Origin of the sequence: Neomesorhizobium albiziae (assembly GCF_900114255.1) — a bacterium.
Taxonomy (GTDB): Bacteria; Pseudomonadota; Alphaproteobacteria; order Rhizobiales; family Rhizobiaceae; genus Neomesorhizobium; species Neomesorhizobium albiziae.
The window spans coordinates 19636-33884 of the sequence record NZ_FOSL01000032.1 but is presented as its reverse complement, the minus strand read 5'-3'; the positions used below and the strand labels follow the sequence as shown (position 1 = coordinate 33884).

General features: G+C 62.5%; 10 protein-coding genes. 3 read left to right on the top strand and 7 right to left on the bottom strand.

The window, feature by feature from the left end; all coding sequences use genetic code 11:
• From F3H98_RS27395 to rpsL, 4 genes are all read right to left on the bottom strand, one after another.
• On the bottom strand, positions 1 to 384 hold a 384-nt coding region (locus F3H98_RS27395), incomplete at its 3' end, for a GTP-binding protein (RefSeq protein ID WP_149763725.1).
• A 67-nt stretch (positions 385 to 451) separates the two neighbouring features.
• The gene (fusA, locus tag F3H98_RS27390) at positions 452 to 2542 is read right to left on the bottom strand and encodes an elongation factor G (protein ID WP_149763723.1); all 2091 of its coding nucleotides are present in this window, start codon (positions 2540 to 2542) and stop codon (positions 452 to 454) included.
• Positions 2543 to 2570: 28 nt separating this feature from the next.
• Positions 2571 to 3041 (bottom strand): 30S ribosomal protein S7, encoded by a 471-nt coding sequence (gene rpsG, locus F3H98_RS27385; RefSeq protein WP_149763721.1) that lies wholly within the window; start codon positions 3039 to 3041, stop codon positions 2571 to 2573.
• 66 nt (positions 3042 to 3107) lie between these two features.
• Complete coding sequence (rpsL, locus tag F3H98_RS27380) at positions 3108 to 3479, bottom strand: 30S ribosomal protein S12 (RefSeq protein ID WP_106775706.1); 372 nt, start codon at positions 3477 to 3479, stop codon at positions 3108 to 3110.
• 477 nt (positions 3480 to 3956) lie between these two features.
• On the opposite strand from rpsL, the gene F3H98_RS27375 reads away from it, so the two are divergent.
• A complete protein-coding gene (locus F3H98_RS27375; RefSeq protein WP_149763719.1) occupies positions 3957 to 4238 on the top strand; it encodes a transcriptional regulator in 282 nt (93 codons plus the stop codon).
• 14 nt (positions 4239 to 4252) lie between these two features.
• A complete protein-coding gene (locus F3H98_RS27370; RefSeq protein ID WP_149763717.1) occupies positions 4253 to 5362 on the top strand; it encodes a PLP-dependent cysteine synthase family protein in 1110 nt (369 codons plus the stop codon).
• 91 nt (positions 5363 to 5453) lie between these two features.
• Here F3H98_RS27370 and prfB read toward each other — a convergent pair.
• From prfB to F3H98_RS27355, 3 genes are all read right to left on the bottom strand, one after another.
• A protein-coding gene (prfB, locus tag F3H98_RS27365) for a peptide chain release factor 2 (RefSeq protein WP_149763715.1) occupies positions 5454 to 6585 on the bottom strand; the annotation gives its coding sequence in 2 pieces (ribosomal slippage) (positions 5454 to 6518 and positions 6520 to 6585; 1131 coding nt in all).
• A gap of 127 nt (positions 6586 to 6712) precedes the next feature.
• Positions 6713 to 9160 carry a penicillin-binding protein 1A gene (locus F3H98_RS27360; RefSeq protein WP_149763713.1) on the bottom strand — a complete coding sequence of 816 codons (2448 nt, stop codon included), beginning with the start codon at positions 9158 to 9160 and terminating at the stop codon, positions 6713 to 6715.
• A 209-nt stretch (positions 9161 to 9369) separates the two neighbouring features.
• Positions 9370 to 10599, bottom strand: coding sequence for an N-acetylmuramoyl-L-alanine amidase (locus F3H98_RS27355; protein ID WP_425294884.1), 1230 nt, complete (start codon positions 10597 to 10599; stop codon positions 9370 to 9372).
• Positions 10600 to 11266: 667 nt separating this feature from the next.
• Between F3H98_RS27355 and F3H98_RS27350 the strand changes: the two genes are divergently transcribed.
• On the top strand, positions 11267 to 14164 hold the full coding sequence (locus F3H98_RS27350) for an Rne/Rng family ribonuclease (protein WP_149763711.1): 2898 nt from the start codon (positions 11267 to 11269) through the stop codon (positions 14162 to 14164).
• The last annotated feature ends 85 nt before the right edge of the window (positions 14165 to 14249 follow it).

Genomic DNA, 14249 nt, shown 5'->3' with positions numbered 1-14249 from the left:
CACCACGATCGCCGGAACGCCGACCTGGCGGGCCAGAAGAATGTGCTCGCGGGTCTGCGGCATCGGGCCGTCGGCTGCCGAAACAACCAGGATCGCGCCGTCCATCTGCGCAGCGCCGGTGATCATGTTCTTCACATAGTCGGCGTGGCCGGGGCAGTCGACATGGGCATAGTGACGGGCCGGCGTCTCGTACTCGACATGCGCCGTCGAGATCGTGATGCCGCGCGCCTTCTCCTCAGGTGCCGCATCGATCTGGTCGTAAGGCTTGTACTCGCCAAAATACTTGGTGATCGCCGCCGTCAGCGACGTCTTGCCATGGTCAACGTGACCAATCGTGCCAATGTTCACATGAGGCTTATTACGCTCGAATTTACCTTTGGCCATGTGAGGTCTCCATTCCTGCTAGCCCGATAAGGGCGTTGATTTAATAAAACGCTGCAATCCCTTGGAATTACGCGTATTTTTTCTGAACTTCCTGAGCGACCGCGGTCGGCACAGGCTCGTAGTGATCGAACTGCATCGTGTACTGGGCGCGGCCCTGCGACATCGAACGCAGATTGTCGACGTACTTGAACATGTTGGCCAGCGGCACCATCGCGTTGACGACGACGGCGACACCGCGGGTCTCCTGACCCTGGATCTGGCCACGGCGGCCGTTCAGGTCGCCGATGACGTTGCCGACGTAATCCTCCGGCGTCACCACCTCGACCTTCATGATCGGCTCGAGCAGCTGCACGCCAAGCTTGGGCGCTGCTTCACGGAAGCAGGCGCGGCCGGCGATTTCGAAGGCCAGAACCGACGAGTCGACGTCGTGGAAGGCGCCGTCGATGAGCGTCGCCTTGACGCCGATCATCGGGAAGCCGGCGAACGGACCGGACGACAGCACGCTGTTGATGCCCTTTTCAACGCCCGGGATGTATTCCTTCGGAACCGCACCGCCGACGATCTTGGACTCGAACTTGAACTCGCCGCCTTCGGCATCCGGCTCGAACAGGATCTTGACGCGGGCGAACTGGCCGGTACCGCCGGTCTGCTTCTTGTGCGTGTAGTCCTGCTCGTGGGTGCGGGTGATCGTCTCGCGATAGGCCACCTGCGGAGCGCCGATATTGGCTTCAACCTTGAACTCGCGGCGCATGCGGTCGACGATGATGTCGAGATGCAGCTCGCCCATGCCGGCGATGATGGTCTGGCCGCTTTCCTCGTCGGTCTTGACGCGGAAGGACGGATCCTCGGCGGCAAGACGATGAAGCGCGAGGCCCATCTTCTCCTGGTCGTTCTTGGTCTTCGGCTCGATGGCGATCTGGATGACCGGATCGGGGAATTCCATGCGCTCCAGGATGACCGGGTGCAGCGGATCGCACAGCGTGTCGCCGGTGGTCGTGTCCTTGAGGCCGGCCAGAGCGACGATGTCGCCGGCAAAAGCCTCTTCGATGTCAGCGCGCGAATTCGCATGCATCTGCAGCATGCGGCCGATGCGCTCCTTCTTGCCCTTCACCGTGTTGTCGAGCGAAGCGCCCTTGGTGAGCTTGCCCGAATAGATGCGGGCGAAGGTGAGCGAACCGACGAACGGGTCGTTCATGATCTTGAACGCCAGCATCGACAGCGGTTCGTTGTCGTCGGCATGACGCTCGATCTCGGCTTCAGTCTTGGCATCGACGCCCTTGATGGCGGGAACGTCGGCCGGCGACGGCAGGAACTCGACGACGGCGTCGAGCAGCGGCTGCACGCCCTTGTTCTTGAAGGCCGAGCCGCAGAACATCGGGAAGAACTTCACGGCGATGGTGCCCTTGCGGATCAGCGCGCGCAGTTCGTCGTTCGACGGCATCTTGCCTTCGAGGTAGTTCTCGAGGGCCGTCTCGTCCATCTCGACGGCGGCTTCGATCATCTTCTCGCGGTATTCCTCGGCGCGATCCTTGAGGTCGGCCGGGATCTCGACGACATCCCAGGCAGCGCCCAGGCTCTCGTCGCGCCACACCAGGGCGTTCATCTCGATGAGATCGACGACGCCCTTGAATTCGGTCTCCGCGCCGATCGGCAGCTGCATGACGACTGCCTGCGCACCGAGGCGCGAGCCGATCATCTCGACCGAGCGGTAGAAGTCGGCGCCGATCTTGTCCATCTTGTTGCAGAAGATCATGCGCGGCACGCGGTACTTGTCGGCCTGGCGCCAGACGGTTTCCGTCTGCGGCTCCACGCCGGCATTGGCGTCGAGCAGAGCGATCGCGCCGTCGAGAACGCGCAGCGAACGCTCGACCTCGATGGTGAAGTCCACGTGGCCCGGCGTGTCGATGATGTTGAAGCGGCGCATCTTGCCGTCACGGCCCTTCCAGAAGGTCGTGGTGGCGGCAGACGTGATGGTGATGCCGCGCTCCTGCTCCTGCTCCATCCAGTCCATGGTGGCAGCGCCGTCGTGGACTTCGCCGATCTTGTGCGACTTGCCCGTGTAATACAGGACGCGCTCGGTCGTCGTCGTCTTGCCGGCGTCGATGTGCGCCATGATGCCGAAGTTGCGGTAGTCTTCGATTTTATATTCGCGGGCCATGGGAGGTGCCTCTCAGTCTCGTTCGCGCTTACCAGCGGTAGTGCGCGAAGGCGCGGTTGGCTTCCGCCATCTTGTGGGTGTCTTCACGCTTCTTGACGGCGGTGCCGCGGTTGTTGGCGGCATCCATCAGCTCGCCCGACAGGCGATCGACCATGGTCGTCTCGTTGCGGTTGCGGGCAGCGGTGATCAGCCAGCGGATGGCAAGCGCCTGACGGCGCTCCGGACGGACATCGACCGGAACCTGGTAGGTAGCACCACCGACGCGGCGCGAGCGAACTTCCACGTGCGGCGCGACATTGTCGAGCGCCTGATGGAAGACCGAAACCGGCTCCTGCTTGGTCTTGGCCTGCACCTGGTCAAGGGCGCTGTAGACGATCGTCTCGGCGACCGACTTCTTGCCGTGATACATGACGGCATTCATGAACTTGGTAACAACCAGATCACCGAACTTCGGATCCGGGTTGATTTCGCGCTTCTCTGCACTGTGACGTCGGGACATATCTCTCGTCTCTCATTATCGACGGCCTGGCGCAGGTAAAAAAGCGCCGAAGCCGGGGGAAAGCCCTTACTTCGGACGCTTGGCACCGTATTTCGAACGGCGCTGCTTGCGGTTTTTCACACCCTGGGTGTCGAGCACGCCGCGGATGATGTGATAGCGCACACCCGGAAGATCCTTCACGCGGCCGCCGCGGATCATCACCACGGAGTGCTCCTGAAGGTTGTGGCCTTCGCCGGGAATGTAGCCGATCACTTCGAAGCCATTGGTCAGGCGGATTTTCGCGACCTTGCGAAGGGCCGAGTTCGGCTTCTTCGGCGTCGTCGTGTAAACGCGCGTGCAGACACCCCGCTTCTGCGGGTTCTGCTGCATGGCCGGGACCTTGTTGCGCGTCGCCGGCGCCTGGCGCGGCTTGCGGATCAGCTGGTTGACGGTAGGCATTAAACCCTCTTGTCTCTACAAATTCCGTGTCTCAAACCCTTCGCGGGCGGCTTCGAGCGCCATTTCCATACGCAAATTCGGGCCACGAACCGCGACTGGCGGTCTTGCCCGAACAAAAAGCAGAGGAAGCGGAAGCCGCTTCGTGCACGCCGGAAATGTCGTTTCGCTCGTAAAACGAACCCTGTTTGAGGCAAACTCCAGAACGAGACGTTCCGGAAAGCCAGACCTCACATCGGTTCAGACTGCGCGGCTTCTACTCGCAAGACCCAGAACCGTCAAGCCCGCACCTTCAATAATCTCGCCAAAACAATCGCGCGTGGCGCATGACTGGCATGCGCGCAATTTTGTTGCGCTATCCCGCAAAAGCGAAACAGAAAAAGACACGTTTTGCACTGACAGCCCTGCGGCAATCATGCGAAAAGTGCCGTCATCGACATCGCAACCCCGCCTTCGCGCCGGGACCGAAGGAATCACAGGATGAACGACAACGAAGAACGGCCGGTCACCATCATCACCGGGCGCGTATGGAAGAAGAAAGGCGGCAAGGTGGAAGGCGTGCACATCTTCCTAACGGCGCCGGACGACGATTCGGCTGTGCGTCGCGCTTTGGAATCGCTCGCCGCCGAAGGTTATGCCGAAGCCGAACTCGACCAGATCGGCGACATGCAGGGTGAGCCGGACGACGAGCCGCATCTGTCGGCCTATCAGGGCGCGCTGGAAGGCGAAGTTTCCATCGTGACATTCGACGCGCCGGACTGAAGGACCTAGGAGAAATGCCGACGCGCAGGACATCGGCCGACGCCCGCGATTGGGTCAACCGCGCGGTGGCGGCCATCGAGGCCGACCAGCACCGTTCGGCCGACACTCATCTATGGAAGCTCGACACCGCCGCGCATCCCGGCATCGACCTCTACCTGAAGGACGAGTCCACCCATCCGACCGGCAGCCTGAAGCACCGGCTGGCGCGGTCGCTCTTTCTATATGCGCTGTGCAACGGCCATATCCGCGAGGGTTCTCTGGTGGTAGAGGCATCGTCCGGTTCCACCGCCGTGTCGGAAGCCTATTTCGCCCGCATGATCGGCGTCCCGTTCTATGCGGTGATGCCGCGTTCGACTTCGCCCGAGAAGATCGCGGCGATCACCCACTACGGCGGCAACTGCCACTTCATCGATGACGGCCACCGTATCTACGCAGAATCCGCCGAACTGGCAGCAAGGCACGGCGGCTACTTCATGGATCAGTTCACCCATGCCGAGCGCGCGACTGACTGGCGCGGCAACAACAACATCGCCGAATCCATCTTCCAGCAGATGCGCAGTGAACGTTTTGCGGTGCCGAGCTGGGTCATCATGAGCGCCGGCACCGGCGGCACCTCGGCAACCATCGGGCGATACATCCGCTACAAGCGCCACGCGACCTGTCTTTCGGTCACCGATGTCGAGCACTCGGCATTTTTCGAAGGTTTCGCGACGCACGATCCTGCCTGCATCTGCGAGCGGCCAACGCGTATCGAAGGCATCGGCCGACCGCGCGTCGAACCATCCTTCGTGCCGGGTGTGATCGATCATATGCTTCGGGTGCCCGATGCCGTATCGATTGCCGCGATGCGGGTCCTGTCGCGCCGCCTCGGACGCCGCGTCGGCGGCTCGACCGGCACGAACTTCGTGACAATGTGCTTCCACGCGGCCCGCATGATCGACGCGGGCGAAAGCGGCTCGCTTGTCACGCTGATCTGCGATTCCGGCGAGCGCTACGCCAATACCTATTATTCGGATGAATGGCTGCGGGCCAACGATCTGGACCCGTCACCCTTCGAACCCGCCATCGAAGCGTTTCTGGCAGGCGGTCCGTTCGAGCTGGCATTCGAGGAGAGCTGGGCATGAGCGCCGGCGCCCGGCCCACCTGATCGGGAGCAGACAGTGAAACCTCACGGCTCCACTATCTGCTAATCGCTGTATTCATGTTCCGAGCCGGTCAATCCAGGTCGGCAACCGCTTGCCCTGCCCCGCCTTCAATGCGCTGCGACAGCGACGCTTCCATGAAGTCATCGAGATCGCCGTCAAGCACGTCCGAAGGGCTGGTGCTCTCGACGCCGGTGCGCAAATCCTTCACCAGCTGATACGGCTGCAGGACGTAGGACCGTATCTGGTGGCCCCAGCCGATGTCGGTCTTGGCGGCCTCGGTGGCGTTGGCAGCGGCTTCCCGCTTCTTCAGTTCCTCCTCATAGAGGCGCGAGCGCAGCATTTCCCAGGCCTTCGCCCGGTTCTTGTGCTGCGAGCGTTCGGCCTGGCAGGCCACGGCGATGCCTGTCGCGATGTGGGTGATGCGAACGGCGGAGTCCGTGGTGTTGACGTGCTGGCCGCCGGCGCCCGAGGAGCGATAGGTATCGATGCGCACATCCGATTCCGATACGTCGATCTCGATGGAATCGTCGATCACCGGGTAGACCCAGATGCTCGAGAACGAGGTGTGCCGCCGCGCGTTGCTGTCGTATGGCGAAATGCGGACAAGGCGATGCACGCCCGATTCCGTTTTCAGCCAGCCGTACGCATTGTGGCCCTTGATCAGGACGGTGGCGGATTTGATGCCGGCCTCTTCGCCGTCATGCACTTCCAGCACCTCGACCTTGAAGCGGCGGCGTTCGGCCCAGCGCGTGTACATGCGCAGCAGCATGTTCGCCCAATCCTGGCTTTCGGTGCCGCCGGCGCCCGCATGCACTTCGAGATAGGTGTCGTTGGCGTCCGCTTCGCCCGACAGCATGGTCTCGATCTGCCTGGCCTTCACCTCGCCGGAAAGCGAGCGGATCGCCGCCTCCGCCTCGGCGATGACGCTCTGGTCGCCCTCTTCCTCGCCGAGTTCTATCAGCCCGACATTGTCTTCCAGCGCCTGCGTCAGCCCCTTGACCGACTTGATGCCGTCTTCGAGGCTCTGGCGCTCGCGCATCAGTTTCTGGGCTTCCTGCGGGTCGTTCCAAAGCGAAGAATCCTCCGCCCGCACGTTCAGGTACTCAAGCCTTTTTATTGCTGGATCCCAGTCAAAGATGCCTCCTCAGCAGGCTTATCGCCTGCTTGATTTCATCGACCAACTTCTCGGTTTCTGCGCGCATGGCAGGCTGTTTCTTCCTGAAAGAGAATGGGGAATTGTTGAATCGGCGCGGAACATAGGGACGCCCGCATAATGTGTAAAGCAAAATGGGCGCGCGCTCGCGCCCGCCCATTTGCCGTTGTGCTTCGTCAGTAGAGGCCGCCGCCGCCCGATTGGAGGGCCTTGTTGGCCTGTGGGGAAATCGCCTCGCGGCTCTGGCTGGCAATCTCGTCGCCGCCGATGACCCAGTAGCTGTCGGCCGGGCCGGTGCCGGGCTTGAAGGCTTCCATGATGACGCCCGGCTCGCCCTCGCTTGCCTGCATGCCGGTCTTGCGGTTGATGGCGATCAGCTTCATGCCTTCCGGCACCTTGAAGTCGACGATCGGCGTATCCTTCAGCGTCTGCCCCATGAACTCCTTGAAGATCGGCGCGGCAAGACCACCGCCGGTCGAGCCCTTGCCCAGCGTCTGCGGCTTGTCGTAACCCATGTAGAGGCCGACGACGAGGTTGGGCGTGTAGCCCATGAACCAGGCGTCTTTTTCGTCGTTGGTGGTGCCGGTCTTGCCGGCGATGGGGCGGCCAAGTTCGGAAACGGTGACCGCGGTGCCGCGGCTGACCACGCCTTCCATCATCGAGGTGATCTGGTAGGCGGTCATCGGGTCGAGCACCTGCTCGGCATTGTCGACGAGTTCGGGCTCCGGCTGGTCCGACCAGCTCTCTGCGTTGCAGTTGTCGCAGGCGCGCTCGTCATGCTTGAACACCGTCTTGCCGTAGCGGTCCTGGATGCGGTCGATCAGCGACGGATGGATCTGCTTGCCGCCATTGGCCATCACGGAATAGGCCGAAACCATGCGCATGACGGTGGTTTCGCCGGCGCCCAGCGCCATCGGAAGATAAGGCGCCAGCTTGTCGTAAACACCGAAGCGCTCGGCATATTCGGCCACCAGCGGCATGCCCATGTCGTTGGCAAGGCGGACGGTCATCAGGTTGCGCGAGCGCTCGATGCCGGTGCGCAGCGTCGACGGGCCGGCCGGCTTGCCGTCATAGTTCTTTGGCGACCAGACGGTGGTGCCGACGGTGATGGTGATCGGCCCGTCCATGACAACCGAAGCCGGCGTATAGCCATTGTCGAGGGCTGCCGCGTAGACGATCGGCTTGAACGATGAGCCGGGCTGGCGATAGGCCTGCGTGGCGCGATTGAACTCGGATTCGGCATAGGAGAAACCGCCAACCATTGCCAGCACACGGCCCGTGTGGGGGTCCATTGCCACCAGACCGCCCGAAACCTCCGGAGGCTGCCGCAGCATGTACTGGCTGCCTTCCTTCTTCTCGACATAGACGACATCGCCCGGCTTCAGCACATCCGCCGGCGACTTGGCCTTCACCCGTTGGCCGTTGACGACATGGCGCATCGCCCAGCTCATGTCTTCCTGCGATACCGTTGCCTGGTCGCGGTCGGCCTTCAGCGCGCCGGACACTTCGAGCTTCGGCTGCAAGCCGACCGTGAGGCCGGAATCCGAACTGTCCAGAACCACTGCAAGCTGCCACTCCGGCACGTCGCTCAGGGCCTTGACCTTGCCGAGCGCCACGCCCCAGTCACCGGAAATGTCGATACGTTCCTTGGGACCGCGATAGCCGCGCAGACGGTCGAACTTGATCAGTCCGTTCTGCAGCGCCTTGCGGGCGATCAGCTGCATCTTGGGATCGAGCGTCGTGCGCACCGAGAGCCCGCCTTCGTAGAGCGCGTCCTCGCCGTAGCGCGAGATGATCTCGCGGCGCACCTCTTCGGTGAAATACTCGCCAGCGAACAGGTAGGTGCCGTTGCGGCGCGGCGAAACGCCAAGCCCTTCGGCCTTCGCCTTTTCGCCTTCCTCACGCGTCGCGTATCCGTTGTCGACCATCTGGTCGATCACCCAGTTGCGGCGCTCGATCGCCCGGTCGGTGTATTTGAACGGATGGTAGTTGGAGGGGCCTTTCGGCAGCGCGGCCAAATAGGCGGCTTCGCTAAGTGTCAGTTCGTTGACCGACTTGTCGAAATAGGTGAGTGCCGCGCCCGCGACGCCATATGCGCCGAGACCGAAGAAAATCTCATTCACATAAAGTTCGAGGATGCGATCCTTGGAATAGGCCTGCTCGATGCGGAACGCGAGGATCATCTCGCGGATCTTGCGGTCATAGGTCTGGTTGGAGCTGAGCAGGAAGTTCTTCGCCACCTGCTGCGTAATGGTCGAGGCGCCGACCGGGCGACGGCCCGAGCCCATGTTCTGGAAATTGGTCATGACCGCCCGGAACAGGCCGGTGATGTCGACGCCCGGGTGGTTGTAGAAATTCTTGTCCTCGGCCGAAAGGAACGCCGCCTTGACGCGGTCAGGCACGGCCTGGATCGGCAGGTACAGGCGGCGCTGGCGCGCGAACTCGCCCATCAGCGCGCCGTCGGAAGCGTGGACGCGCGTCGTCACCGGCGGCTCGTATTTGGCCAGCACTTCGTAATCGGGCAAGTCCTTGGTCAGGCCGCTGACATAGATGCCTGCGCCGGCCGCCACGAGCAGCGCCAGCATCACTCCGATGCCGAAGAAATAGCCGATTAGCCGTATCATGCCCGCTCCAGTGCAAAGATCGGGGTTTTGGCCGAATATATGGCCACGGCCACTAGCCGCCGGAACTCTCCCGATCCGTTGAGGTCAACTCTTGTCGTGCCGTTGTGGGCAAAATGCGGCAGCATCGAGAGGCCCATCCAATTCGACCCAATTAAATCATGAACTGTGGTGCATGCGCAACGATTCGCGCATCCGCAGTTGCCGGCCTGCTAGCCGCCCGTACCGGTGCGTTCGCCAGCGAACAGCGCAACCGCCGCCGATATACGCGCGGCCGCCTTGCCGCGCCAGTCCGGATCGCGAAGCTGCGCTTCATCCTTTGGGTTGGACAGGTAGCCGAGTTCGACCAGCACCGAGGGCACGTCTGGCGCCTTCAGCACCCTGAATCCCGCGGAACGATGCGGATTGTTGATAAGTTCAACCGCATCCGACAACTCGCCAACCAGCGAGCGGGCGAAGCGCATCGAGAAATTGTGGGTCTCGCGGCGGATCAGATCGACCAGAATGTCGGCGACCTCGTGATTCTCTTCCTGGATCTCGATGCCGGCAAGCTGGTCTGAAAGGTTTTCGCGCGCCGCAAGCGCGGCTGCCTCGGCATCCGATGCCTTGTCGGAAACTGTATAGACTGTTGCGCCGCGGATGCCCTTCAGTCGGATCGTGTCGGCGTGGATCGAGATGAACAGGTCGGCCTCGTGCTGGCGGGCGATGCGGACGCGCTCGTCGAGCCGCAGGAAATCGTCCTTCTCGCGCGTAAGGAAAACGTCGTAAGGACCTGTTTCGGCCAGTTTTTTCTTCAACTCTAGCGCAAACGCCAGCGTGATCGACTTCTCGACCGTGCCGTTGACGCCTTCGGCGCCGCCGTCAATGCCGCCATGGCCCGGGTCGATGACGATGGTGAAGGGTTTGGCGCGCCGCGCGGCAACCACGCCAAGCCGATCGGCCTTCTTGGTCGCCTGGGTCGAGCCGGTGGTCTCGGCCTGCTCGGCCAGCGCCGCATCGAACGCCTTGTCCGATGCCGCCGCGATATCGGCGACCAGCCGGTAGCCCGGCGCCTTTTCATTCTCCAGCACGTCGATGCGCTCGACGGTGAACGGCCCTTTCGCCGAAAGGATCAGCCGTGAACGCCCCTCCCCGACATTGCCGAAACGCACGCCGGAGATCAGGCCACGCGCCTTCAACTCGCGCGCATCGACGGAAAAATTGGTCTCCGGCAGGTCGATCACCAGCCGGTGCGGCCCGCGCAGCAGGAACCACTTCGGATCGGGCTCCCGGTCAAACTGCATGACGACGCGCATGCGGGTGGCATCGCCGGCCATCTTGTACGCCTTCGCCTCGAGCGGTGCGGCGCTTGCGGACGGCGTCAGCAGGGCCGACAGGGAAAGAAGAATGCCGCAGGCCGCGGCGCGCAGCCCGATGCTGGAGAAATTTGCCCTCGCGCTCAAATCAGCATTACCCCAATACGCATTTCAGGACGCTCGAACAGCCACCGCCAGCTTTCGACTCGCTTGAGCATATGCGAGTACGGACACGGCGGCGATTAACAACTTGTATCCATTTATGGTTAACCAAGCCTTTCTTGATCACATTCCCCAGCGGAATGCTGTTTTGCCGGCATTGAAAACAGGGTTGCCATTGAGGCCTGCAAATCATAAAAGCGACATTGGATCACCGCAATGCTCGGAACCGGTCCGCACCGCCGTTTCATTTCATGTCTGGCGACGAAAACTCGGTTCCAATCGCAGGTTGCGATCGGCACGGTGTTTCCGAAGGATTTCTTCAAGGCGTTTCTGCGTGAGTCGGAAACCCTTGGTGAGGAAAACGGTCGGGACGGCACTCCCGCACCGGCTCTGTAAGAGCAAAGAAGATCGCTGGTCCGGATTTCCCGGGCTTTAGTTGTAATGGTTCTGCAAGGTTACGCGATGGCTTCAAGCGCGATCATGGACAAGACCGGATATTCCCGCGCCATCGTGGCGGCGGGCGGTCTGTCGATCGCGCTGCGGCAGCGGCCGGCGAACCCTCAATTGTCCGGCATGTCATTCCCGACAGGTGCAAGGCAGGGCTCGTATGCCCGGTTGCCTCTGTTGGCGGCTGCCGGGGAGACAAGAAATAATGCCCAACAAAATGCTTATAGACGCCTCCCACCCGGAGGAAACACGGGTTGTTGTCGTTCGCGGTAACCGCATCGAAGAATTTGATTTTGAATCGCAGGACAAGAAACAGCTCAAAGGAAACATCTATCTCGCTCGCGTAACCCGCGTCGAACCCTCCCTTCAGGCTGCCTTCGTCGAATACGGCGGGAACCGTCACGGTTTCCTCGCCTTCAGTGAAATCCATCCCGACTACTACCAGATCCCTGTCGCCGACCGTCAGGCGCTTTTGCGCGCCGAAGCCGAAGAGGCCGAAGCCGAGGACGACGAGGACAATGATGGCGACGAGCGGCAGGACCGCAATCGCAACAGCAACCGGCGCCGGCGGCGCGGTGGCAAGAATCGTGGCCGCGACGAGCGCCGCGCCAGCGACGGCGGCGACGAAACCACCGGCGACGACGGCGATCCCGTCTCCGGCGATACGGCTGAAGCGAGCGGCGAAGCCGCAAGCACCGAATTCGACAACGAAGCACCGCGAGAAACAGCGGTTGCCGGTGACGAATCCGCTGAGGGCGATCGCGACGATGGCGATGGCGATGACGACGGCGAGAGCAGCGGCCCGACCGTGATCGCCGCGGCGGTCGACGCCGACGTTATCTCCGAACCCGTTCCCGACTCGAATGCCGACACGGAGTCTTCCAAGAGCGAGACGCGCGGCGTCATCGAGGAAGTTCATGGGTCGCATGGCGACGACAACGAGGTCGAATCGGTCGGCGCCGAGGACGCACTCGAAGAAGTGCGCAACCGCCGCAAGCCGGCGCGCCGCAACTACAAGATCCAGGAAGTCATCAAGCGCCGGCAGATCCTGCTGGTGCAGGTGGTCAAGGAAGAGCGCGGCAACAAGGGCGCCGCACTGACGACCTACCTGTCGCTCGCCGGCCGCTATTCCGTGCTGATGCCGAACACCGCGCGCGGCGGCGGCATTTCCAGGAAGATCACCAACGCCCAGGACCGCAAGCGCCTGAAGGAAGTCGTCCAGGATCTGGGCGTCCCGCAAGGCATGGGCGTCATCCTGCGCACAGCCGGCGAAAGCCGCACCAAGGCCGAGATCAAGCGCGACTACGAATATCTGATGCGGCTTTGGGAAAACGTCCGCAATCTCACGCTGCAGTCGACTGCGCCCGCCCTCGTCTATGAGGAAGGCAGCCTGATCAAGCGCTCGGTCCGCGATCTCTACAACAAGGATATCGACGAGGTTCTTGTCGCCGGCGACGAAGGCTATCGCGAGGCCAAGGACTTCATGCGCATGCTGATGCCGAGCCACGCCAAGGTGGTTCAGCCCTATCGCGACAGCTCGCCGATTTTCGCCCGCAACGGCATCGAGGCGCAGCTCGACCGCATGCTGCAACCGCAGGTGACGTTGAAGAGCGGCGGCTACATCATCATCAACCAGACCGAGGCGCTGGTTTCCATCGACGTCAACTCCGGCCGTTCCACCAAGGAACATTCGATCGAGGACACCGCGCTCCAGACCAACCTGGAAGCGGCGGAGGAAGTCGCCCGTCAGCTCAGGCTGCGCGACCTCGCCGGCCTGATCGTCATCGACTTCATCGACATGGAGGAGAACCGCAACAACCGCGCCGTCGAGAAGCGGTTGAAGGACCACCTCAAGAACGACCGCGCCCGTATCCAGGTCGGTCGCATCTCGCATTTCGGCCTGCTCGAAATGTCGCGCCAGCGCATCCGCGCCAGCGTGCTTGAATCCACCATGAAGCCCTGCCCGCATTGCGGCGGTACGGGGCATGTAAGGTCGGATTCGTCGGTGGCGCTGCTCGTGGTTAGGGCGATCGAGGAATTCCTGCTGAAGGATTCGCGCAGCCACATCACCGTGCGCACCCCCGCCGCGACCGCGCTTTATGTGCTCAACCACAAGCGCTCCAAGCTGGTCGAACTGGAGACGCGTTTCGCGGTGAGCATCACCCTGGAAACAGACGAGACTGTTGGCGCGCAACACTATGCGATCTTCCGCGGCGCGCTCGCCGAAAAGCCCGCCGGCTGGACCGAGGCGGCTCCAGCTCCCGCAATTTCCTATGTAGAGCCGGAAGAGCCCGAGGAAGTCGAGATCGTCGACGAGGAAGAGGAAGTCGTCGTCGAGGCTGTCGAGCGCCCTGCCCGCCCCGAACAGCGCAGCGAAGAAGGCGACCGCCATCATGACCGCAAGCGCAAGCGCCGTCGCCGGCGCCGTGGCGGACGTGACCGTGAGCGCGATCACGAACATGGCCAGCACGTCGCCGCGCCAAACGAAGCCGCGCACGTGGCGACGGCTGTCGCCGCGCTGGATGAAGGCGGTGAAACGAGCTCCGCCATCGAAGCGGGCGGTGCCGAGATGATCGCCACTGAAACGCCGGAAACTGGCGATGAGGCGGGCGAGCACAAGAAGCGCCGCCGTGGAAAGCGCGGCGGCAAGCGCAACCGCAAGGACGACGAGGAGACGGCAGAAGCCGCGGCAGCAGCCGTAGCTGCGACCGACACAACAGTCGAGGCCGTCGAAACCGTCGAGCCGGTGGTGATCGAAGCCGAGCCGGCTGCAGAAGAGGCTCCAGCGGCGAAGCCGAAAAAGCCGCGCCGCACCGCCAAGTCAAAGAAGGCGGAGGCGGAAGCTGCCGCCGCTGCCGAAGCTGCGGCAAGCGAAACCGTATCGGCCGAAGCACCGGCGGAGCCGATCGCGATCGCTCCGGAAACGGCGCCGATTGCCGCCGAACCGGCCGCCGAGGAAGAAAAACCCCGCCAGCGGGTGTCGCGTCGCAAGGCCGAGCCGAGCGAAACGCCGCCGGAGCCGATCGTTTCGTCGACCGCCGCCAATGACGAGGAGCCGAAGCCCAAGAAAGCCGGTTGGTGGCAGCGCAAGAGTTTTTTCTAGGCTCGCGCACTTCTCGATCTGAGAACAAAAAAGGCCGCGCTTCCATTGGGATAGCGCGGCCTTTTTATGTCCGGGATGCGCGCCG